The organism is Nostoc sp. DedQUE04 (assembly GCF_034530995.1).
In the GTDB taxonomy this organism is placed as follows: domain Bacteria; phylum Cyanobacteriota; class Cyanobacteriia; order Cyanobacteriales; family Nostocaceae; genus Nostoc.
Genome location: NZ_JAVRCA010000003.1, coordinates 1 through 20705, shown reverse-complemented (window position 1 = coordinate 20705; position 20705 = coordinate 1). Strand labels below are relative to the sequence as shown.

Here is a 20705-nt window from a genome sequence, read left to right as displayed (position 1 = left end):
ATGCTCATTATAATGCTTCTTAGCAAGGAAACCAAATAGATAAAAAACTCCATTCACCAGGGCATGGGGGAGAAGAAGGGAATAGGATTAAAGGTTACAGGGTACAGATTATTCCCTATCACCTGTTATCTGTCACTTCTTCCCCAATCCCAATACCCAATTCTCAATGCTTAGAAATTACTTAAGCCATTGAAGACTATTGTAACGAGAGGATAAGTAACATTGACTTCTAACACACTTACAGAAAGAATACGTCAGCATCAATATCTGCGTGATTTACGAAACAAATTACTCCACCTTCACAAGATGTTGCTGGAGACAGAACGCATTGCCTACGAACAGATTAGCGGACGAGTATCAAGTGCAGAACTTCTTCAGCTAGTTATCGCTCACGAACAATTTGCTTGGCTACATCGCATTTCTGAGATGGTTGTGCAAGTTGATGAAATGCTCCAAGCAGATGAACCGATATTGTTGGACGATTTCCAAAAATTGATTGCTGATGCCCGTACACTCATTGTACCGTTAGAGACCGGTAATACCTTTGAGAGAAAGTATTACAACGCTCTCCAGCGCGAACCTGGTGCTGTGTTGGCACACGCAGAGATATCCAAATTTCTCACGTCTAAGGTTTGATTGCTAATTTACCCAAACAGTGCTGAGTACAAAAGTAAGAATTGTACTCAGCACTTGGGCACTCATCAACCAACTGCCACCAAAGGCTGAGGTATTTTGGCTTTATGGCATATCGATTGTCCTGTCACGTCGATTAATGACTAACGATCCATTTGCACCAGTTATCGGACAACAGCAAGCTATAGAATTACTCACTCAGGCTGTCAGACAAAACCGGGTTCCTCCAGCCTACTTATTTGTGGGGCCAGATGGTGTAGGCAGGAGTTTAGCAGCCAGATGCTTTGTGGAATTGCTATTTTCTAATGGGATGGGAGTTACTGCATCTTTACAAAACCGTTTGCGTCAGGGGAACCATCCAGCTTTATTGTGGGTGGAACCAACGTACCAATACCAGGGACAACGATTAACAGCAGCAGAAGCAGCTGAAAAAGGACTCAAGCTTAAGGGATCACCTGTAATTCGACTAGAGCAAATTCGGGGAATTACCGAGTTTTTAGGTCGTCCGCCCTTAGAAGCGCCGAGAAATGTGGTAGTGGTGGAAGAAGCGCAAACAATGGCAGAAGCCGCAGCCAATGCTTTACTTAAAACCTTGGAAGAACCGGGACAGGCGACATTAATTTTAATTGCACCGACACTTGAATCTGTGTTGCCGACTTTGGTATCACGCTGTCAACGCATTCCTTTTTATCGCTTAAATGCACAGTCTTTAGCTGTTGTACTCACACAAACAGGGCATCAGGAAATTTTGCAAAATCAGGCAGTATTGAGCATAGCAGCTGGTAGTGCGGGAAGTGCGATCGCATCTTACAAGCAATTACAAGATATTCCCGATGAGTTACTCGAAGACTTGAAAAAAGCGCCTAAATCTTACCGTAACGCCTTAGAGTTAGCCAAGACAATTGATAAGGATTTAGATACAGAAGCACAACTGTGGTTAATTGATTATCTTCAGCAATTTTACTGGCAGCAGTGGCATCAACCTAGTATCATTAACCAGCTAGAACAATCTCGAAAATACTTGCTTGCTTACGCTCAACCACGGCTAGTTTGGGAATGTCTGCTTTTATCTGTGTATCAAAAATCAAATTCTATTTCTTATACTCATCGCTGAGTGCGATTGTATTTCTATAGTTCCTCATCAAAGCCTCAGTACAATATTTAATTAATTCGTAGCAAAATAAATTAGGTAAAAACTCTGCGTTCCTACCCTGCGGGAAGGCGAAGCGCCTATGCGTTTACTTTGCGTCCCTCTGCGTTTCAAAATATTACAATGTCTTGTTCATCCTCTATCGTCAAGTTCATAGCGAGTGAAGGTATTGTAATAAAAGCGATTCCTGGATAAAACAAAAAGTTTATATGACCTCAGTTTCTCCTCACAAAAAAGCCAGAGCCTTAAAACCTACTAGCCGCCGCCCTGCGAAAGAACTCTGTAGCGAGTGCGGACTATGCGATACATATTATATTCACTATGTCAAGGAAGCTTGCGCTTTTATTAATCAGCAAATAGGCGAACTTGAAGAAGAAACACACACGCGATCGCGCCATCTCGAAAACCCCGATGAACTCTACTTTGGTGTTCATCAAGACATGATAGCGGCCAAGAAACAGCAGCCCATCGAAGGCGCACAATGGACGGGTATTGTTAGCAGCATTGCCATTGAAATGCTCAATCGCGGCTTAGTTGAAGGTGTCGTCTGCGTGCAAAACACCAAAGAAGACCGCTTTCAACCCATGCCTGTCATCGCCCGTACCCCAGAAGAAATACTAGCAGCACGGGTAAATAAACCAACACTTTCCCCGAACCTTTCCATATTAGAACAGGTGGAAAAATCGGGAATGAAGCGGCTGTTGGTAATTGGTGTTGGTTGCCAAATTCAGGCATTACGAGCCGTAGAAAAACAACTTGGTTTAGAAAAGCTGTATGTTTTGGGTACGCCCTGCGTAGATAATGTTAACCGCGCCGGACTGCAAAAATTCTTAGAAACCACCAGCCGATCGCCTGACACAGTTGTGCATTACGAATTTATGCAAGACTTCCGGGTTCACTTCAAACATGAAGATGGATCATCAGAAACAGTGCCTTTCTTTGGCTTGAAGACTAACCAACTCAAAGATGTCTTTGCCCCATCCTGTATGAGTTGCTTTGATTACGTCAACTCCCTAGCCGACTTAGTTGTTGGTTACATGGGCGCACCCTTCGGCTGGCAATGGATTGTAGTTAGAAATGACACAGGTAAGGAAATGCTGGATTTAGTAAAAGACCAGTTAGATACTCAGCCAGTAACGTCTAAAGGCAACCGCAAAGAAGCCGTACAACAAAGTATTCCCGCTTACGATAAAGGCGTTACCCTGCCGATGTGGGCAGCAAAACTGATGGGTGTGGTAATCGAAAAAATCGGCCCCAAGGGTCTAGAATACGCACGATTTTCCATTGATTCTCACTTTACCCGGAATTATTTGTATGTAAAGCGCAATCATCCAGAGAAATTAGAAGCGCACGTTCCAGAGTTTGCCAAGCGTATTGTTGGGCAATATAAATTACCAGAATAAAAGAGGGATTGGGGACTGGGGATTGGGCATTGGGCATTGGGCATTGGAAAGAGGACTTGGAGACAAGGAGAATTGGGGACAAGGGGAAAGACTTGTTGTAAGTTCTAAACTTTTGTCACCTTGTCACCTTGTCCCCTTGTCCCCTTGTCCCCTTGCTTCCCCTGCTCCCCTGCTCCCTCTCACTGCTGACTCAACTCGATAATATTCCCATCCGGGTCTTGAGTGAACAGGGCAGCACGACCGGAGGCGCTAGCTTGAATGGGATAATTCTGATTGAGGAATTCCTGTTTGGCGGCGTTTAAGTCAGTTACAGTGAAGGCGACGTGGGGATTACGTCCCCATTTTTCGTTTGGGTTTTCCGTGGGGACAGTGGTTGCAACTATCAGGTGAATTTGATAGTCACCGACTTGATACCATGCACCAGGGTAGTTTAGAGAACGATCTATTTTGGATAATCCCAATACTTTGCCATAAAAATGTTCAGAGCGTTCTAAGTCAGTCACAAGAATCGCTGTATGGAGACTTTGAGTAATCTGCATTGTTAATAAGATGTTAGTAAGATGCGATCGCGTTTATTTAGATTTTGGCGTAGTTTGAACTCTTTCGATGAGCTAAAGCATCATCTAAAATATCATTAATTGCATTTGCAATCAGCTATCATAAGGAGTTAACCAGATATTTATTAACAGAGGAATCGCCAATTAGAGACTTGATATCAAAACTAAACAGTTAAAAGTTCTTTATATGCTCAAAATTTCTAACCTTAACGTTTATTACGGCGAAAGCCATATTCTCCGCAACGTAGATTTGAGCGTACCATCTGGGCAAATGGTTTGCCTAATTGGACGCAATGGTGTCGGAAAAACTACCTTACTCAAAACTATCATGGGTTTACTCAAACCCCGCAGCGGTACTATTAATTTAGCTGAAGAATTAATCAACTCCAAATCCCCAGACCAAAGGGCAAAGTTGGGAATTGGTTATGTCCCCCAAGGACGAGAGATTATCCCTCGGTTGACAGTTAAAGAAAATCTACTGCTGGGGTTGGAAGCTAGACGCAAACCAGTAAAAAAAGCAGAAATTTCAGAGGAAGTTTTTAGTTTATTTCCGGTGTTAAAAACCATGCTTTCGCGGATGGGTGGTGATTTAAGCGGAGGACAGCAGCAACAATTAGCGATCGCACGTGCTTTAATGGGAGAACCTCAATTACTTGTTTTAGATGAACCCACCGAAGGTATTCAACCCTCCATCATCCTAGAAATTGAAGCCGCAGTCCGTCGTATCGTTGAAACCACAGGTATTTCGGTGTTATTAGTAGAGCAACATTTACACTTTGTCCGTCAGGCGGATTACTATTACGCTATGCAAAAAGGTGGTATTGTCGCCTCCGGTTCCACCACCGAACTTAGCCAAGATGTGATTCAGCGCTTTTTAGCTGTTTAATTTTTGATACTTCTATATCAATTGTGTCGGCAGCAATCAAGTCTGCCGCTTCTTGTAAAAGCTGATGTTGTTCCTTTTGAATTGCTTCCAAACGACTAGAAATTTCTGCTAATCGTTGTTGTTTATTTGGTTGAAAACTTTCAGGTAGTAAAGGCGGATTATCAGTTGTTTTGGTACTTGTGATTCTTTGAACGGCAAAATTTCCAACTTTAGTTAAGGATAAAAAACTAACTTTAATCAAAGCCTGAAGCAATTTTAATGGAACTTTGAGTATTGACCAACTAGCTGTTTCAATTAAGCGGACAATTGCTTTGATGATGCTCCAAAGTAGAGCAAGTGCAAACAGCAAAATTACTACACTAATAATTGGGTGATTAGCTCCCCAACCTAGTATTTGAACTAACCGAAAAAATATCGGGTGTTGTGTCAACCAATCACTTACAGAAGATGCGATCACATCTTTAACTGCGCCCGATGTTGTACTCTTAAATTTATCAGCAGTTTGCCAAGTTTGCTCTAAACTTGTTGTGACTGTATCAATTGCTCTATCAGTTGTAGTAGTGGCTGTTGTCTTCAAAGACTCACCAGCTTGTTGCGCTGAGTTACTTAGAGAGTTAACGCCCCCGCCCACAAAATCTTTCACACTTTGCAAGCGTTGTAAAACTCCGTTAGGCAAATGTATGTTTATTTGGGATGTCATAAAACATTTTACCGAGGTTGAAATCTAACCCGCAATCCATCTTTCGGGCGATTAGTGGGAACTACAACTTCCTCTAAACTTTGATTGGGTAATATCTCCCAATGATAATTGCGTAGAAGATGAGCAGCAACAATCTTCATTTCCATTTTGGCAAAGGCTAGGCCAATACAGATGCGCGGCCCACCGCCAAAACCAACTAAACTAAAAGGATACTTTTTGTTTTCTTGGCGCTGGGGACTGAAACGGTCTGGTTCAAATCGGTCTGGTTCAGAATAAATTTCTTCAATTCGGTGAGTAACTCCAATTGAATAGTATAACTGCCAACCAGCAGGAACGTGATAACCTTTAAACTCAAAGTCTTTAATCACACCACGAAACCCGCCTCCGACAGGTTGATGCAATCTTTCAACTTCCCACAAAACCTGTTCTAAATAGGGCATTTTCCCTAATTGTTCTAAATCCAAATTACCTTTACTTGCAAGTTGCAATTGTTCAACTCTTGCTTTTTCGAGTACTTCTGGATGACGGGCTAACTCTACACACAACCAAGTCAGCATCGAAGTAGTAGTTTCATGTCCAGCAAATAGTAATAGTAACGCCTGAGCGATGAGTTCTTTTTCACTCATCCGGTTCCCTTCTTCATCTTGGGCTTGCACTAATAAACTCAGAGCATCTTTTGTCGGATTTTGCTGACGTTCTCTAACAACTTCAGTTAGATGCTCTAAAATCTGATTGCGAGCAGCTATAGCTTTACCAAATGTTGTAAATGGCAAGGGCAACGGATTAATCGCAAACAGTCCATTTGTCATGGCTGCAAACAATTTGCTAAAACGCACACATTCAGGGCCAGGACGCGTACCCAACAACAATTGACTGGCAATATCAAACGTCAGCTGTTTAAATTCTTGGAACCAAGTAAATTCCTGCTGCTTCTCCCACTTTTGCAGATAACTACGTGTAATATCTTCCATTGTGGAGACATAATTCGCCAATGCTGGGCCATGCAATGCTGGCATCATCAAGCGACGGTTTCTGCGGTGTTCTTCTCCATCTTGCAGAAAAAGTGATTCACCCAGTAATGTCTTGAAATTATCAGGCCATCCCTCGCGCCAAGAAAATTTCTCCATTTGGCTTGACAAAACCAACTCTAATGCTTCCGGCCCGACCATCACTACAGTCGGTCTGCCAAGAAGATGAGTTTTGAAGATGGGCCCATACTGGCGATAGCGCTTTTTAGCAAAATCGCGGTCGAAAATAAAGGAGGGTGTTTCACCTAATACAGGTATACCAAAGCTTCCAGGAGGAAATTGCTGACTTTTCATATCTCTAAGGGTAGCTATAAAAAAGTTAACACGATATTCCAACTCTGCTGCGTTAGCAAAGCTCGCCGTAGGCATCGCAGTACCCCAAAATATTCTTAGTATAGTAAGGGACTGGGGACTGGGGACTGGGGACTGGGGACTGAGGATGGTGGGGCCCCTGAAGGGGATAAGGGGTAATGGGGACTGGGTGAAAAGTCTTTTTATATCTAAGTTTTATCATCTGTTGATGTCCTAATGACTAAGGCTTTTGCTATACTTTCAAATGTCTTTGTTTCTTGCACCAATAACTCAAAACCTGTCATCTGTCATTACATTTCTTCAGATTACATAATAAATTTACAGAAATTTAATATTACTTTTTATTCAATAAAATTGCTGAACGTTAAGATGTTGTGGATCTATTGAAAGAAAAGTAAAAATTCTATGCATCTGGATTTGCCACAACTGATTAAATCACTTGGCTACTTTGGGGTCTGGGCGATTGTCTTTGCTGAATCTGGCTTGTTGATTGGTTTTTTTCTGCCTGGGGATAGCTTATTGTTCACTGCTGGATTTGTCGCATCTCAGAATTTATTGAACATTTGGGTTCTGATAATTGGTGCTTTTATTTGTGCAGTCTTAGGTGACAATGTTGGCTATGTGACTGGGCATAAATTTGGCAGAAGATTATTTAATAAGGAAGATTCATGGCTGTTTCATAAAAAACATCTTGTGAAAACTCAGAACTTTTATCACCAGCACGGTAAAAAAACGATTGTCTTGGCACGCTTTTTACCCATTGTACGCACTTTCGCGCCCATCGTGGCTGGGATTGGTGCAATGCATTATCGCACATTTATGTCTTACAACTTAATTGGTGGTTTTCTTTGGACATTCGGCATTACCCTATTAGGGTTTTTCTTAGGAAAATCTCTGCCACCTGAACAGGTAGATAAGTATTTGTTACCAATTATTGGATTAATTATAGTTATTTCTTTAGTACCATCGATTCTTCATTTCGTACAAGAAAATAGAGCAAACAAAAGTTGAAATATATTTGGTATTTTGTGTAGATATAATGACCGAATAATTCGTAATTCATAATTCATAATTCGTAGTTAAAAATTTATGAATTAGGAATTATTAATTAATGAGATTGAGGGTACAAGCTCCTAATTTTAATTATGAAAAAGAAAAAGTTTATTCCTTTTTCAAGCCTCTCCATTCATGGATGGGGTAACAATTACGAATTACGAATTACGAATTACGAATTGGAGCAAAGCGACTTGACACACAAACATCAGAGTTTGATAATACCCTCATGACTTCCTTAAACATCAACCTGTATCTGTTCCTAGAAAATCTCCTCTTTTTCCTTATTGCCACACTTTTTATTGTAGTTGTGAACTGGGGGTGGAAAAACACAAAGCCTTATACTCTACCTTTACCATTTCCCGGTTGGTATAAAATCTGGTTTGGCTCGGTGCAACTGCTAGCAATAGTGCCGCCCTTAGTGGTCATGTTATTGTGGGGTGTATGGTGGGGCGATCGCACGGTGTTAACTGTGCTTGCTTGGTATTTTATCGTTTTAGGGTTGCAAATCATTTCAGAAAGAGTGACACTCAGGCAGTTGCAAAATGTTGTCTGGGTGATGGTTCCTTATATATATCTGCCTTACCGCTTCTGGCAGTTGTATGAGGGTTTGACACTTTTGGATTCTACAAGCGAGTTGCAGTGGGTACGATATGTATTGATTTTTGAATTGGTGATGTGGATTGTTAACTACGCTATAGATGTATCTCAATTGCCGCGGCTGTTTCGTTGGGAAGTACAATCAAATGACGCTAGCTAGGGATTAATCGCAGAATTAGCCATTTTTACTAAAGAAGTGCGATCGCCTGCTTTCAATCCAAAAATATATTGCACACCTTGTTGTCTCCAAGTCAAGGTAGCATCTGAGCAACCAGCACCACAAGTAAAATCTACAAAATAGCCAGTAATTCCCTTAGCTAAGGATACACGTTTCCCAGTCAGGCTGGGTGTTTTGCGGGTTACGGCTTCAGCAGAAACAACGCCTAAACGACAGGCAGAAGCACCATTACAGTCTGGACTATAAGCCAGTAAAATATCATACTTTTTTTGCGTAGCAGCTTCTATAGTTGCGTAAATTGGATTTTCGCCATCCGACTCAGGAATAAACTTCGGTAAAAGAATCCGAATTTGAGTTTTTTGCTTTAATTTAGGCACAATAGATTTAAAAACTGGGTTTGGCTGAGTTTTACTCTGCTGTGCTATTATTTGGGACTGATTGTTTATATTGGCTATGGCTGACTTGTGAAAACTGCTGACACTGACTAATAAAAATACGGCACACACAGCACTGGTATTTTTAAAGCTTAAAATCATCTTGAAAACCTATTTCATCTAAAGTATTTATTTGTAATACCCAGTTTGAGTATAAAACTACGCATTTAACAGATAAAGCGATCGCTGGGAATGAGAAATACAAAATTAATCAGTCATAACGGTATATATGGCAGCTTCACTCATTTCTGTAAGACGTTCATAAACTTTACTGAGACGAAGGTAGTGGTTAAACAAACCAAATGTTCTTTCTACTACTCAACGTCTGGGCAAAACCTTCCATTATTGCTCAGTACGCCGTATGACTTCAACACGATCTTGAATCATCAGCTAAACTGAAAGCGCTTTCTTTATCAACGTCATAACCGGAATCAACTTAGATAACTTCGTTTATTGGTTGTGGCAAATTAATCCTCAAGGATTTCAGCAAGTGTGTCGGCAACTTCCCTAAAGAGTGCAGCAAATATGTCTTACTGGGAAATAGGTTATACAGAAATATTCTAATGTTGATGAGAAATATTCCAGCATTGATAAGGAATATTGTAATGTTGATGAGAAATATTACAATGTTCCTTATAGATGTTGTAATGTTGATGAGGAATGTTGCAATGTTGACAAGAACTACTTGTACATTGAGAGTGACGGAGAAAAAAGTGGCGATCGCTAATGGGTTAATCTAGGTTAGCGATCGCAGTATAAGCAACTCCATATCACATATTAGAGTATTTTGCAAAATTTTGTTTCTCTCTGTGTTTATAAGGGGAATGTTTTTAAACGTACTCAATTTTTTTAGAAATAAAGAGATTAAAAAAGCTTTTGCCAGTTTATTTCCGCCGTGCTTTACTAGGTGTTACACCTATTCATTTAAGGCAAAGGTATTCGGATAAATCTTCCATCGCCTTATTGGTACGCGGTCAGTAGTTTTACTGTTGCCGATGAGTTACACAATATCCGACATACTCATGCTACACATCCAACTTTTCTGCTTATTTGCGTGCAGCTTTCATACCTGAAGAATGCAAGAATGCGATCGTAAATACTAAAAATATAACTATTGCTGAAAATACACCAGAGAATAGTCGGGCAACAATTTATAAATCTACGTTAGAAGGACTGTCTGGAAATACTAATATTATTTTTCAGGCAACAAATGATATTACCATTAATACTTTAAGTGGTAATAGTTTAAATTTAGCTAATGGTAGTGGTAAAGTTACTTTTAATGCTGATGTTGATGGAGATGGAATTGGTAATTTTCAGATGCCAACCGCCGACACTATCAAAACCAATGGTAGAAATATTAGCATTTCTGGAGCGAGTTTGACATTAGGTAATATTAATATTGGAGACGGCGATCTGGAAGGAGGCAATATAACTTTAACTGCCACACAGGGCGATATCTCTACTCAGTTGCTTAACTCCTCCTCAAATTCATATATTTATATTGGCGTAAGGGGAAATGGTGGGGATATTACTCTGATTGCACAGGGCAATATCTCTACTCAATCCCTCAACTCCGACTCATTTTCTTCATATGATGATCGCGCAGCTGGAAAGGGTGGGGATATTACTCTGACTGCACAGGGCAATATCTTTACTCGATCCCTCGACTCCTTCTCATCTTTAAATTATGGCACAGCAGGAAATGGTGGGGATATTACTCTGACTGCACAGGGCGATATTAAGGGCATCAGATATATATTTAATGAGTATTACCCATATAATAATGAGTATGAGTTACCAGTTTTTTCTTCATTTTCTCTTTCTAAAAACGGAGTTTCAGGACAAGGTGGTAACGTTACTTTAACGGCTAAAAATCAAATTACAGATTTAGAAATCTTAACTCTGTCTTCTAACTCCAAATCTGGAGATGTTCAAATTAAGGGTTTTGGGGACTTATCGCTGACAAATACTGACATTATTACCAGTAAACAGGTAACTATCAGGAATCGATATATAAATCCACAAGACATTATCCTAGATGTCGGAGGAGTAGGTCAATCAGGGAATGTAACTGTTACCAGTACAGGTAATCTCACCTTTAACAATAGTCGTATTGAAAGTGACACCAGAGGCAGCGATCCCGCAGGAAACATAACTATCACCAGTCCTGGTACTGTCACCTTGAATAACAACGATATTAGTAAAAAAATTACAAGTAATACTAGCAGCGAGGGGAAAGCCGGTAATATTCAAATTAATGCCAATAACTTAGTCCTTACAGATGCTTCAGAAATCTCAGCTTCCACGATAGCAGATGGAAAAGCCGGAGACATCACCCTCAATACTCCTACCTTAACAGTAGCCAATGATGGAAAAATCTCCGCCACAACCGAAGGCAGCGGTGATGGCGGGACAATCACCATCAACGCCCCCAATCAAGTTAATCTTGGTATTGGTGTCCAAGACTTTACTCCCATCCTCTCGGTAGAAACCAGTGGTGCAGGTAAAGCCGGGGATATCATTGTTAATACTCCTAGCCTCACCGTATCCGATACTGCTCGCATCACTGCAACTGCTACTAAAACAGCGACTAATACCCAAGGTGGTGGCAGCATCACCTTAAACGCCTCCAAAATAAACCTAGCGGGTACTGTTGGTGTTCTTGCTGAAACCCAAGGAGAAACACCCGCAGGCACATTAAAACTTAATCCTTACCAAAACCAGCCCGATTTAGATATTACCCTTTTCCCTAATTCCATTATTTCCGCTTCCACTTCTGCCAGTGGTAAAGGTGGCGACTTAATTCTCGCAGCACCAGAAACTATTAACATTGCAGGTCAAGGTAAATTAACAGTAGAAAGTACAGGTACAGGTGAGGCAGGTAATATTCAAATTACCACTCAAAACTTAAACATTAATGATGGCGTGAAAATATCAGCTTCTAATAATAACATTGGTAAAGGGGGTAATATTCAGGTCAACGCTAATAACTTAAGAGCCAATAATGGCGCACAATTCTCAACTGCAACCTCCGGGAATGCCCAAGCCGGAAATATTAACTTAGAAATCTGTGACCAGATCGCCTTAGATGGAACAGATACCGGATTGTTTGCTAACACCGAAAAAGGTTCAATAGGCAATGGTGGTAATATTAACCTAATCACAAATGATTTCTTTTTAACAAATGGTGGACGAGTAAGTACGAGCAGTGAGGGAGAAGGGAAAGCCGGAGATATTAAGATTGATTCTAGTTCCATAAAACTTGATAACCAAGGATTTATTGCAGCAGCAAGCAACTCTGGTGATGGTGGAAATATCAATTTAACTGTCAACGATATTTTACTATTGCGTGGCGGTAGCGGAATTTCGACCACCGCAGGTACAGCACAATTAGGTGGCAATGGTGGTAACATCAATATCTATTCAAAATATATCATTGCCATCCCCGAAGGAAACAGCGACATCACAGCCAATGCTTTCACAGGAACTGGTGGAAACGTCGAAATTAAATCGCAAGGTATCTTCGGTATCGAAGCACGTCCAAAGCCAACCGAGAAAAGTGATATTACTGCAAGTTCTGAACAAGGCATTGCAGGTGCAATCAACATTAACGCACTTGATACCAGTTCCATCCAAAACAGCTTTACCGAATTACCTCCAGTCATCGATACCAACGCACTCATCGCCAATAGTTGCATTTCACGCGGCACAAGCGGCAAGAAAACTCTTTTACTATTACAGGGTCTGGTGCTTTGAGTCCTAATCGTCCTGGTGTTTCGGTTTCTACCTACACAACTGGAGAGGTCAGAGGTGTAGAAACTACATCCCGTCCTTGGAAAAAAGGCGATCCGATTATCGAACCGACTGGTCTATATCGGCTGAATAATGGGCAATTACTATTGAGTCGAGAATGTTCTAATTAATGTTATAAATTTAGATGCCAGTTAACAATTCAAAATTCAAAATTAAAGACTTTAAGGTACAAAAAAGTTAACTGTTTGCTTCTTCTATTGATTTTTATTAAAAAAACTAAAATTTAATTCAGAAGGCAAAAAAACTCATGTTGAAAAATTGGGATAGGTGGGGTTTTGCCGTGCATTTTTTGTGGTTGGAGAATGTTTAAAAAGTATGAACACTTCACCTCGACCGCCAACGCCAATCAATTCCCCCTCTTACCCAACAGAATTTCAACAAGTCATTCTCAAAAAAAGTCAAAACTTTGTTGGTCGTGCTTTCGTCTTTACCGCAATATATAATTTTATTCAGTCTCACGATCGCGGTTACTTTACCATCATTGGCGCACCCAGTAGCGGCAAAAGTGCCATCCTCGCCAAATACGTCACCGAAAATCCCCAAGTTCTCTATTGGTTCTTGGCAACTTTTGGTGATCTAGGTTGGGGTAAGGCAGAAGGCAGAGGGCAGAAGGCAGAAGTCGGAAGGGTAGAAGTAATAAATTCAAGCTTTGAGTTTGTTTAAGCTAGCAACTAATATACTTTGCATTTCCTCGACCTCATTCAATAGGGGAGTGAAGTTGTAGTTACCGCTATTCCAGCGACTGAGGAGGTAATCTTGATAAGGGTTGAGAAGGCTCAGACCTTGGTCGCTACGTTCGCAACGTTCGATAAAAGTTGAGCTAGGCAAATAATTAAATACCGTAGTTTTAGCAAGAAAGGCAGAAGGCAGAGGGCAGGAGGCAGAAGGAATACGGGAGCAACGCGAAAAAGTGAGATCATCACGTCACGATCTTTCTTTTCAATACGTGCATACGGTCGCTTAAGCATCTCAGAGTATTTTGGCGGCACAAAAAAAATATCTTTGAACGTATGTGATTTGCCGATGAGAGCATTTTCTCCAAAGTCTCTGACTAAATCTTTAAACAGATAATAGAGAAATTCCTCCAACACGCTAGAGTGAAGGTTCGATCGAGAATCAAACTTCTCAGCATAATGCTGCTGGTCTAAAAAGTTCTTATATTTTGATAGAAGTTCTACCAATCAACTGATTCTGAATCAGACCTGAAGTGTATTTAAAATCGGAGAATATAAAGAATTCTTGGGAGGAATCAATCGTTATGACTGTGATAGTTGCTAAGTGGACAATTGACGAATATCAGCGGATGATTGGCGCTGGCATTTTGAGCGATCGCGTTTTATAGGTATTGCTATTGACCTGGATATTGCCAAGCAAAACCTATTTGTTTGGCCGACTCAAGCAGCAGAGGTTTTTATTTTCTCAACAGAGGCTACTTAACACTTCGCTATGCAAAATAAGTGATAGGATAGGTTGGGTTGAAGAGGTTTGCCCTGAACTGAATTGTGGGATGTCTCCAGATAAAGTGAGGAGGTTTACATTGCATTGCTTTTCTCTTAAAAAAATTCCTTAATTCATCACGTAAAAACAGAAAATTTCTGTTATTTTGCCTTTTTCAACAGTAAAATTTAAACCTCCAGGGCTGGGTTTTTCAACTATATAATTTAAATTAGTAACTTTACCATTTTGGGAAATTTCAGTTTTTCCATAGGTTCTAATCACTTTTGATTGTTTGTCACCTACTTTTACTCCATCTATGGTGGAATATTTAGAACGATTTGCTTTGATTTGATAAACGGTAAAATTACCTGGTTTAGCACCTTCATCTAAATCAACTGTTATGCCTGCATATTTCAGAGTACGAACTTTACCAATAGCAGCTATAAAGCCATTTTCTACTTTTACAGGTTTACCTAAAATTTTTCTGACTTGTGCTTCGGACATAGAAAGTTTTACGCCACCTATTCCTAGACGTTCAATAGTTATTCCTGTTGATTGATTGTTAGGATTCTGAGAAATTTGATAATTAGTGGTGGTAGCAGTTACTTGACTATGGGTGTAGCCAGTCAAGGGAATAACAAAAGTAGCGATGCCTACGGCGGACTGCGCCAACACTAACGAAATTTCTCTTAACATAATTGCATACTCGACTATTTTATAGTTACCAAGCTGTTACCTCAGCCTGTGTATCAGTATTATCACATGCTTTCTGGCATATCTTTATCTTCAATCAATCGACTTATTCTGAATTACACCTGAAGTGCCTTTAAAATGGAAAAATATTAAGAATTATTGGGAGGAGTCAATTGTCATGAGTGTGATAGTTGCTAAGTGGACTCCATTGACGAATATCACCGCATAATTGATGCTGGCATTTTGAGCGCTCGCAAAGTTGAACTACTCAATGGAGAAATTGTCGAAATCTTCGCAGAAGGAGAACCTCACGCTTATAGTAGTGGCGAAGCTGGTGACTTGTCTAATAATCATTCTCAAGATATTTGATGCAGAGACACGATTTTACTCGCATCTCTACAATGTCTTTTCATGAGTTTTATTCTGCGTTCACAAATTCCAAATATCCATTGCTAAGTTCTTTAACTGCCAAATCATAAAATTGCTTACCATGTTCTGGCGTTGCTAAAGCTGGATTTGATCCCATACGTCCATCTGGATAACGCACTCGAAAGTCAGCAGCGCTATAAATCCGATGTCCGCTTGCAACTTCTGGTGAAAGGGGTGCTTGCTTAATCGCCTCTGGATAAACGTACTGGGTGAGAGCTACTTCACTTGGCGTTGCATGAGAACCTTCTCGATCCCCATATAATTCTTTAGCTAGCTTATATACAGAACCGCACATAAACCAGTTTGCCACTTGACATTGCACCTGTTGAGCATTGGCAATCTGCAAATCTTCTAGATGAGCATAAGTTTCTGAAAAAGCAGCTTTCAGGGTGGCAATATTACCGCCGTGTCCGTTAATAAAGTAGAACTTGCTAAAACCAGCTTTGGCTAAACAAGTTACATAATCTCGCACTACTTGAATTAAAGTGCTGGGACGCAGACTGATTGAGCCAGGAAAGGCAGTATGGTGTAGTGCCATCCCCACATTGATTGTAGGGCCAACGATCGCTTGGGTTGCATTACCCACACCAACTGCGATCGCTTCTGCACAAATAGCATCAGTACCAATTAACCCTGTTGGCCCGTGTTGTTCTGTAGAACCAATAGGGAAAATAATCCCCTTTGACTGCTGTAAATAAGCTTCGACTTCTTGCCAAGTACTTAAATGCAGTAACATTGTTAATGATTTTCCTCAATAAAATTGCGGTGGGATCAAACATTTTGCTGCTAAACTCCCACTAATACGATTATGAACTCTCTGGATTTTCTCTGCTGGCGATCGCACAAAATCCCCAACAACTTTTGCGAAGTCGGGGATCTTTGTTTACTGCCAAATTTGGCGAGAATTAGACGATCTATTTCTACGAATATTTTTTAGGTAATGGAGTCGCAACGAGTTTTGACAGAGATAGATATAAACAATTTGCCGATTCTGCCATTTTATCCTACAATACTCGTCGGTAAGCTTCCATAATAGAAATCAAAATTGATTTATGAAATCTTGCTTTTCTGGATAATCAAGAAAAAAAATCGCTCAATTTTGATTTTTTACTACTCGAAGTAATAATGCTTTTTTACGTTACTTGTAATTTCCCATGTACAGGACATACCAGCGGGAAAAATTACTAAATCGCCTTTACCCATTTGCACTGGTTTTCTGCCATCAGGAGTAACAAGTACGTCACCTTCCAAAAAATAGCAAGTTTGTTGAGAATCATAATTCCAAGGAAATTTGGAGACTTCCTTTTTCAAAATTTCCCATTTAAATACACCTCATCTATTGAGATATTCAAGTCTTAAGTTGATGCTCAATTTTAATTTCCATATTAGTTATTTCTCGTTATATTCAGCAGTAAGATTGAATATCTTCTCCACACTGATCTACTAAATAACACAAAGCGCGAAAACGCAAGTAGACAAGTTCGTTATAAAGCGGATTCAGTTTACACATTGGCGGAATGTGTCCTATTTTGCGACCAAAAAGCATGACATCACGCTCAAATGGACACTGGGCGGGAATTAATTTAGCAATAAATTTAGCTAATTTCCGATTCTGAATCTCAATTTTGTCGAGCCATTGACGTAATGGTTGCAGTAAATCTAATTTTGGTTGAGCAAATTGCTTTTTACTAGCTGTTTGATTTTTTTCTTCTAAAGGTTTAATGAAAGCAGGCAGAAAAATACGTTGATTCTGTGTTTTAAGCATAGTTTTAGGCAAGGTTAACCGTCGTGAATATGAACTATTTGCCGATTGACAATATCACCATGTAATATGTTTAGCCAATTTGCACTGTGCTTCTAGATTAAGAAGCAAAGTAAGCATAATACAAACAATTTACATGCATCTTTGGGAAGAGAAATGGTTTAACTAATTGTTATTTAAGCCCACCAAATCATGAAGAACTGTCCCGTTAAATACAAAATAACAAAGAAAATATAAAAATGGCATTTCTTTAACTTATGGATTTCTAATCTGAAAAATAGCAATTTTATATATTAAATATAAATGCCTGGTTCGGAAACTGACTAGTATCTAAAGATGTAGTTTATGGCACACAAACACAGTTTGGTTCTGACCCCACATACATTTCGGTAGGATTAGCCCCTAATATCTTTCGATTTTAGGCTATTGAATATCCTTCATTTTGTCTGATATGCTACACCAGCTAACCTAAATATTATCTAATAAGTAATGATAAATTGATTGATAAGCGAAAACTAACGTAAGAGATTATACAAATATGCACGCTTTTGTACTGAACAATTCTCCAGTTTTTATAATCCACTTTGTCCAACTACTCACTGTGAGATTTAGCCGTTAGCACAGCCTTTGTAGAAAAGTATTGGCTATTCTCCTCAGTCCTCACTCGCTGATGATGAAAAACTTAATTATTTAAAATATCTTAACCCGGTATTAACCTGATATTTGTTGATATATTCTACATTCTGTTGCTCTAATTTTGTCAGCAATTTAACTGGAAATGTTTTTGGTGAATATATAGGACGATACCAAAGTTGGTTATTAAAGTAATTTTGCAATTCAATATTCTCAAAACGGCGACCATGACTGGCAAAAATCGAATTTCGCATAATATCGAGTTCAAAACCGCTTTTACCATCCAAATCTGCATCAGTTACAAGTCTTTGAGAAAGCCAAAAATAATTGTTGAGAGTCGTGCTATCAACAGGTGGTATTGATGTAGTTGAGGAAGATGATTGAGTTGGAACAGATGGGGTCGTTGGTGTCAATGTGGGAGTTTCTATCACTGGACTTGTAATATTTGACGGTGTTTCTGAAGGTAATACCGTTTTGTCTGCTGTAGGTTGAGAAGATTTGGATAACACTTGACTAATAATCACAGATGCACCAATTAACCCACCTGCAATCAAACTGCCTATGAGAATATTATTCTGACTATGACTACTTTGAGGGCTAGGCTGTGGTTTGACAGGTGCTGTCTGAGGTGGCGGTGCAGAGACTACAGTTGGTTGAGTTAACAGGGGTTGCGTCGGTGGAATTGGATTTGCTATGCTCTGCAAAGAATCCAGCATTGCTCTAGCTGTGGGATAGCGATCGCGTGGATGATAAGCGATCGCTGTATCGACCACTCCTGCCATAATTGGGCTAATATGACTAGCATACTGTCGCCAGACAATTTCACCCGTCTGGGAATCCGTTTCTAGTTGTTGTGCCTGTTTACCAGTCAGCAAATAAATTACCGTCATTCCTAAACTGTATAAATCACTAGAAAAAACTGGTCTACCTGCTGCTTGTTCACTGGGCATATAGCCAGGTGTACCAATCACAATCGAACTGGTAGGATTGCCTTGAGAATTCACCACTGTTCCCATTGACTCCCGCACAGCACCAAAATCAATCAGCACTGGTTTACCATCCCGATGACGCACAATAATGTTATCCGGTTTAATATCGCGGTGAACGATATACTTAGAGTGAACGTAATCCAGGACAGGTAATAAATTCATAAACAATTCCTGGACAGCGCCTTCACTAAATAGCCCCTGCTTCTGAACTTTTGCAGTTAAGGTATCGCCTTCAACCCATTCTTGAACTAAGTAAAATTGTCCACCAGAAGAGAAGTAGGCATATAATGCCGGAATTTGGTCATTTGTGCCACCGAGTTCTTCTAAAATAGCTGCTTCGCGTTGAAACCTCTCTTGTACTAACTGGTAAATTTGGGGATTGTTGTGAATCGGTCTTAGCTGTTTAACCACACAATGGCGCTTTGAAGGCATATAGGTGTCTTCAGCTAGATAGGTTTCACCAAACCCACCAGCACCCAGTGTGCGGATAACTTGATAGCGATCGTTCAACAGCTGTATTGTCATGGGAGATTACAAGCGATATTCATAAGATAGTTTTCCCCAAAACTACCTTCATTTCAAATCTAGTAAACCTTCTTCTTTCAATTTAGGATTGAAGCGAATTTGCATTTGCAAACCGCGCACTTCTAACAATTGCGTTGAAATTTCTGCTTCTACTCTGCGTGCCACATTTTTAAGAACTTTTATTTGTGCTAATTCATCATTAGCTGGATCTTCATATTTTGCCTGTTCTTCAGCTGTCATTGCAACTTTGACATCAATAGGATGAGTCCATTTTTCCTTTTGATCCCCATTACCCCAAGGCACACTGCCATTTTCAGCAATCCAAGCATATTCAGTATTTTCTAAAATTGCGCGACTAGGACGTTCAATAGTTTGAACTTTAATCCAATAACATTGCTGTGGCTGACGGACTAAATGCTGCTTGAGGCTAAGAAAAACATCACGGGAATATCCTACAAATTGCAGCACTTTTTTTTGGTCAAAGATAGCATATACCCCAATTTTACCCTGAAATTGTTCGGGTAATTGGCCGCGATCGTCAATGTAGGGAATGTATTCTAAAGTTGCCAAAGAAGAAAGATTTGTTTCAGAAGCCATATATCAAATATCAAACTTATTATTTGCCTTCAGAATTGAAAATTGCCAATTAGGAAAAAATTATCTTTAAAATTATTAATTACTCAACTTTTGGTAAATTGCACAAAGGCGGCTGGGTTTAAAAATCTTGGCACTGAACATGAAATTGGGTGGTACATTGACGATGATATACTCATCAGATTCATGATATTTTTCAAATTCTGCTGGCATTCCTTTAGTGGTAGTTAAGCTGTAAGGAACTGGCTGGAAGAGTAATTCTGTAAATTTAAGTTGCTTACACCCCAACTGTTGGCAAATTTGGTTTAAGAAAGCAACGCTTGTCAATAAATTGAATAGAGTTTCTTGAGCTTGTGCTTCAAGAGTAAAACTGCCATCAAAGTTCTGAACGATTTTAAGGGGCATTTTTTTATTAATAGATTTGATTTTTGAAAACAATACCAAGGCCCGAAATAAAGCTTCTAATGGGGAGCCATCAGCTATCCAAATCTGTTCAAATTATAATATTTTTGTTGAGCAAAAATTGCTGGAGTTAATAAAGCCTTTAAGTGTGACGCGATCGCTTCATTATCTATAGTAGGAGTCTAATGTCGTTGTGCGTAGTAGGTTGGGTTGAGGAACGAAACCCAAAATTTTATCCTTGTTGATATTGGGTTTCACTGCCGTACTCTTACTCTTAAGCAAGTTACAACCTAACCTGCATTGATAGATTTTATTACAAGTAATCACCCGAACATGATATAAACCTATATGGGATAAATACTGGCAAGTCCAAACTTGAAGATTGCTTATCTAAACAAAAAACCCCCAAGCTCAGATCAGAGCTTGGGGGTTTTTATTAAATTATGGTTCCTGGCATCGAGCTATTTTTGCGTAGGGCAACCCCTAAACTA

Annotated in this window: 22 protein-coding genes and 3 pseudogenes; 11 read left to right on the top strand and 14 right to left on the bottom strand. The window is 39.8% G+C overall.

Annotated elements, in window-relative coordinates; genetic code table 11:
• The first annotated feature begins 222 nt into the window (after positions 1-222).
• From RM049_RS02715 to RM049_RS02705, 3 genes are all read left to right on the top strand, one after another.
• A complete protein-coding gene (locus RM049_RS02715; protein ID WP_322675346.1) occupies positions 223-636 on the top strand; it encodes a hypothetical protein in 414 nt (137 codons plus the stop codon).
• A gap of 136 nt (positions 637-772) precedes the next feature.
• Positions 773-1747 carry a DNA polymerase III subunit delta' gene (locus RM049_RS02710; protein WP_322703197.1) on the top strand — a complete coding sequence of 325 codons (975 nt, stop codon included), beginning with the start codon at positions 773-775 and terminating at the stop codon, positions 1745-1747.
• A gap of 245 nt (positions 1748-1992) precedes the next feature.
• A complete protein-coding gene (locus RM049_RS02705) occupies positions 1993-3186 on the top strand; it encodes a Coenzyme F420 hydrogenase/dehydrogenase, beta subunit C-terminal domain (RefSeq protein ID WP_322684457.1) in 1194 nt (397 codons plus the stop codon).
• Between the two features lie 179 nt (positions 3187-3365).
• On the opposite strand, the gene RM049_RS02700 is transcribed toward RM049_RS02705, so the two are convergent.
• Positions 3366-3725: a VOC family protein gene (locus RM049_RS02700; protein WP_322703067.1), complete on the bottom strand. Its 360-nt coding sequence runs from the start codon at positions 3723-3725 to the stop codon at positions 3366-3368.
• A gap of 205 nt (positions 3726-3930) precedes the next feature.
• Here RM049_RS02700 and urtE point away from each other — a divergent pair, with 205 nt between their 5' ends.
• Positions 3931-4629 carry an urea ABC transporter ATP-binding subunit UrtE gene (urtE, locus tag RM049_RS02695; protein ID WP_099101646.1) on the top strand — a complete coding sequence of 233 codons (699 nt, stop codon included), beginning with the start codon at positions 3931-3933 and terminating at the stop codon, positions 4627-4629.
• On the opposite strand, the gene RM049_RS02690 is transcribed toward urtE, so the two are convergent.
• Together RM049_RS02690 and RM049_RS02685 are read right to left on the bottom strand one after the other, a co-directional pair.
• Complete coding sequence (locus RM049_RS02690) at positions 4592-5329, bottom strand: hypothetical protein (RefSeq protein WP_322703066.1); 738 nt, start codon at positions 5327-5329, stop codon at positions 4592-4594. The genes urtE and RM049_RS02690 overlap by 38 nt on opposite strands.
• A gap of 8 nt (positions 5330-5337) precedes the next feature.
• Positions 5338-6651 (bottom strand): cytochrome P450, encoded by a 1314-nt coding sequence (locus tag RM049_RS02685; protein WP_322703196.1) that lies wholly within the window; start codon positions 6649-6651, stop codon positions 5338-5340.
• Between the two features lie 423 nt (positions 6652-7074).
• Here RM049_RS02685 and RM049_RS02680 point away from each other — a divergent pair, with 423 nt between their 5' ends.
• Both RM049_RS02680 and RM049_RS02675 read left to right on the top strand, forming a co-directional pair.
• Positions 7075-7680 carry a DedA family protein gene (locus RM049_RS02680; RefSeq protein WP_322675350.1) on the top strand — a complete coding sequence of 202 codons (606 nt, stop codon included), beginning with the start codon at positions 7075-7077 and terminating at the stop codon, positions 7678-7680.
• Positions 7681-7951: 271 nt separating this feature from the next.
• Positions 7952-8482, top strand: a complete 531-nt coding sequence (locus RM049_RS02675; protein ID WP_322691294.1) for a hypothetical protein — start codon at positions 7952-7954, stop codon at positions 8480-8482.
• On the opposite strand, the gene RM049_RS02670 is transcribed toward RM049_RS02675, so the two are convergent.
• Together RM049_RS02670 and RM049_RS02665 are read right to left on the bottom strand one after the other, a co-directional pair.
• Positions 8479-9036 (bottom strand): hypothetical protein, encoded by a 558-nt coding sequence (locus RM049_RS02670; RefSeq protein ID WP_322703065.1) that lies wholly within the window; start codon positions 9034-9036, stop codon positions 8479-8481. The genes RM049_RS02675 and RM049_RS02670 overlap by 4 nt on opposite strands.
• Positions 9037-9141: 105 nt before the next feature.
• Positions 9142-9370: pseudogene (locus RM049_RS02665) on the bottom strand (transposase); the annotation flags it as partial.
• A gap of 614 nt (positions 9371-9984) precedes the next feature.
• Here RM049_RS02665 and RM049_RS02660 point away from each other — a divergent pair.
• The 3 genes from RM049_RS02660 (at position 9985) to RM049_RS02650 (ending at position 13413) form a co-directional block, all read left to right on the top strand.
• Positions 9985-12693 (top strand): S-layer family protein, encoded by a 2709-nt coding sequence (locus RM049_RS02660; RefSeq protein WP_322703064.1) that lies wholly within the window; start codon positions 9985-9987, stop codon positions 12691-12693.
• Positions 12690-12860 carry a hypothetical protein gene (locus RM049_RS02655; RefSeq protein WP_322703063.1) on the top strand — a complete coding sequence of 57 codons (171 nt, stop codon included), beginning with the start codon at positions 12690-12692 and terminating at the stop codon, positions 12858-12860. Before RM049_RS02660 ends, RM049_RS02655 begins: the two co-directional genes overlap by 4 nt.
• A gap of 205 nt (positions 12861-13065) precedes the next feature.
• Positions 13066-13413, top strand: coding sequence for a hypothetical protein (locus RM049_RS02650; protein WP_322675628.1), 348 nt, complete (start codon positions 13066-13068; stop codon positions 13411-13413).
• On the opposite strand, the gene RM049_RS02645 is transcribed toward RM049_RS02650, so the two are convergent.
• Both RM049_RS02645 and RM049_RS02640 read right to left on the bottom strand, forming a co-directional pair.
• Positions 13393-13578 carry a hypothetical protein gene (locus tag RM049_RS02645; protein WP_322701940.1) on the bottom strand — a complete coding sequence of 62 codons (186 nt, stop codon included), beginning with the start codon at positions 13576-13578 and terminating at the stop codon, positions 13393-13395. The genes RM049_RS02650 and RM049_RS02645 overlap by 21 nt on opposite strands.
• Entirely contained in the window at positions 13527-13841 is a 315-nt protein-coding gene (locus RM049_RS02640; protein WP_416212609.1) for a hypothetical protein, read from the bottom strand. The genes RM049_RS02645 and RM049_RS02640 overlap by 52 nt, the downstream gene beginning before the upstream one ends.
• A 116-nt stretch (positions 13842-13957) precedes the next feature.
• Between RM049_RS02640 and RM049_RS02635 the strand changes: the two genes are divergently transcribed.
• Positions 13958-14092: a hypothetical protein gene (locus RM049_RS02635; RefSeq protein WP_322703061.1), complete on the top strand. Its 135-nt coding sequence runs from the start codon at positions 13958-13960 to the stop codon at positions 14090-14092.
• Positions 14093-14316: 224 nt separating this feature from the next.
• Here the strand turns inward: RM049_RS02635 and RM049_RS02630 are convergent, their stop codons facing one another.
• A complete protein-coding gene (locus RM049_RS02630) occupies positions 14317-14883 on the bottom strand; it encodes a hypothetical protein (protein ID WP_322703060.1) in 567 nt (188 codons plus the stop codon).
• Between the two features lie 175 nt (positions 14884-15058).
• Between RM049_RS02630 and RM049_RS02625 the strand changes: the two are divergent.
• Positions 15059-15219, top strand: a pseudogene (locus tag RM049_RS02625) (Uma2 family endonuclease); the annotation flags it as partial.
• Between the two features lie 79 nt (positions 15220-15298).
• Here the strand turns inward: RM049_RS02625 and RM049_RS02620 are convergent.
• The 6 genes and pseudogenes from RM049_RS02620 to RM049_RS02595 form a co-directional block, all read right to left on the bottom strand.
• Positions 15299-16045, bottom strand: a complete 747-nt coding sequence (locus RM049_RS02620) for a creatininase family protein (RefSeq protein ID WP_322703059.1) — start codon at positions 16043-16045, stop codon at positions 15299-15301.
• A 374-nt stretch (positions 16046-16419) separates the two neighbouring features.
• Positions 16420-16693 (bottom strand): annotated as a pseudogene (locus RM049_RS02615) (cupin domain-containing protein).
• A gap of 21 nt (positions 16694-16714) precedes the next feature.
• A complete protein-coding gene (locus RM049_RS02610; protein WP_322675624.1) occupies positions 16715-17074 on the bottom strand; it encodes a Mo-dependent nitrogenase C-terminal domain-containing protein in 360 nt (119 codons plus the stop codon).
• A gap of 683 nt (positions 17075-17757) precedes the next feature.
• Positions 17758-19218 carry a protein kinase domain-containing protein gene (locus tag RM049_RS02605; protein WP_322703058.1) on the bottom strand — a complete coding sequence of 487 codons (1461 nt, stop codon included), beginning with the start codon at positions 19216-19218 and terminating at the stop codon, positions 17758-17760.
• Between the two features lie 48 nt (positions 19219-19266).
• Positions 19267-19815, bottom strand: a complete 549-nt coding sequence (locus tag RM049_RS02600) for a GIY-YIG nuclease family protein (protein WP_322703057.1) — start codon at positions 19813-19815, stop codon at positions 19267-19269.
• A 75-nt stretch (positions 19816-19890) separates the two neighbouring features.
• Complete coding sequence (locus tag RM049_RS02595) at positions 19891-20217, bottom strand: hypothetical protein (protein ID WP_322675621.1); 327 nt, start codon at positions 20215-20217, stop codon at positions 19891-19893.
• Between the last annotated feature and the right edge of the window lie 488 nt (positions 20218-20705).

Bases quoted from the DNA above. Each gene is read 5' to 3' on its own strand.
- RM049_RS02710 (WP_322703197.1), top strand. From the start codon at position 773: ATGACTAACGATCCATTTGCACCAGTTATCGGACAACAGCAAGCTATA.
- RM049_RS02705 (WP_322684457.1), top strand. From the start codon at position 1,993: ATGACCTCAGTTTCTCCTCACAAAAAAGCCAGAGCCTTAAAACCTACT.
- RM049_RS02700 (WP_322703067.1), bottom strand. From the start codon at position 3,725: ATGCAGATTACTCAAAGTCTCCATACAGCGATTCTTGTGACTGACTTA.
- urtE (WP_099101646.1), top strand. From the start codon at position 3,931: ATGCTCAAAATTTCTAACCTTAACGTTTATTACGGCGAAAGCCATATT.
- RM049_RS02690 (WP_322703066.1), bottom strand. From the start codon at position 5,329: ATGACATCCCAAATAAACATACATTTGCCTAACGGAGTTTTACAACGC.
- RM049_RS02685 (WP_322703196.1), bottom strand. From the start codon at position 6,651: ATGAAAAGTCAGCAATTTCCTCCTGGAAGCTTTGGTATACCTGTATTA.
- RM049_RS02680 (WP_322675350.1), top strand. From the start codon at position 7,075: ATGCATCTGGATTTGCCACAACTGATTAAATCACTTGGCTACTTTGGG.
- RM049_RS02675 (WP_322691294.1), top strand. From the start codon at position 7,952: ATGACTTCCTTAAACATCAACCTGTATCTGTTCCTAGAAAATCTCCTC.
- RM049_RS02670 (WP_322703065.1), bottom strand. From the start codon at position 9,036: ATGATTTTAAGCTTTAAAAATACCAGTGCTGTGTGTGCCGTATTTTTA.
- RM049_RS02650 (WP_322675628.1), top strand. From the start codon at position 13,066: ATGAACACTTCACCTCGACCGCCAACGCCAATCAATTCCCCCTCTTAC.
- RM049_RS02630 (WP_322703060.1), bottom strand. From the start codon at position 14,883: ATGTTAAGAGAAATTTCGTTAGTGTTGGCGCAGTCCGCCGTAGGCATC.
- RM049_RS02620 (WP_322703059.1), bottom strand. From the start codon at position 16,045: ATGTTACTGCATTTAAGTACTTGGCAAGAAGTCGAAGCTTATTTACAG.
- RM049_RS02610 (WP_322675624.1), bottom strand. From the start codon at position 17,074: ATGCTTAAAACACAGAATCAACGTATTTTTCTGCCTGCTTTCATTAAA.
- RM049_RS02605 (WP_322703058.1), bottom strand. From the start codon at position 19,218: ATGACAATACAGCTGTTGAACGATCGCTATCAAGTTATCCGCACACTG.
- RM049_RS02600 (WP_322703057.1), bottom strand. From the start codon at position 19,815: ATGGCTTCTGAAACAAATCTTTCTTCTTTGGCAACTTTAGAATACATT.
- RM049_RS02595 (WP_322675621.1), bottom strand. From the start codon at position 20,217: ATGCCCCTTAAAATCGTTCAGAACTTTGATGGCAGTTTTACTCTTGAA.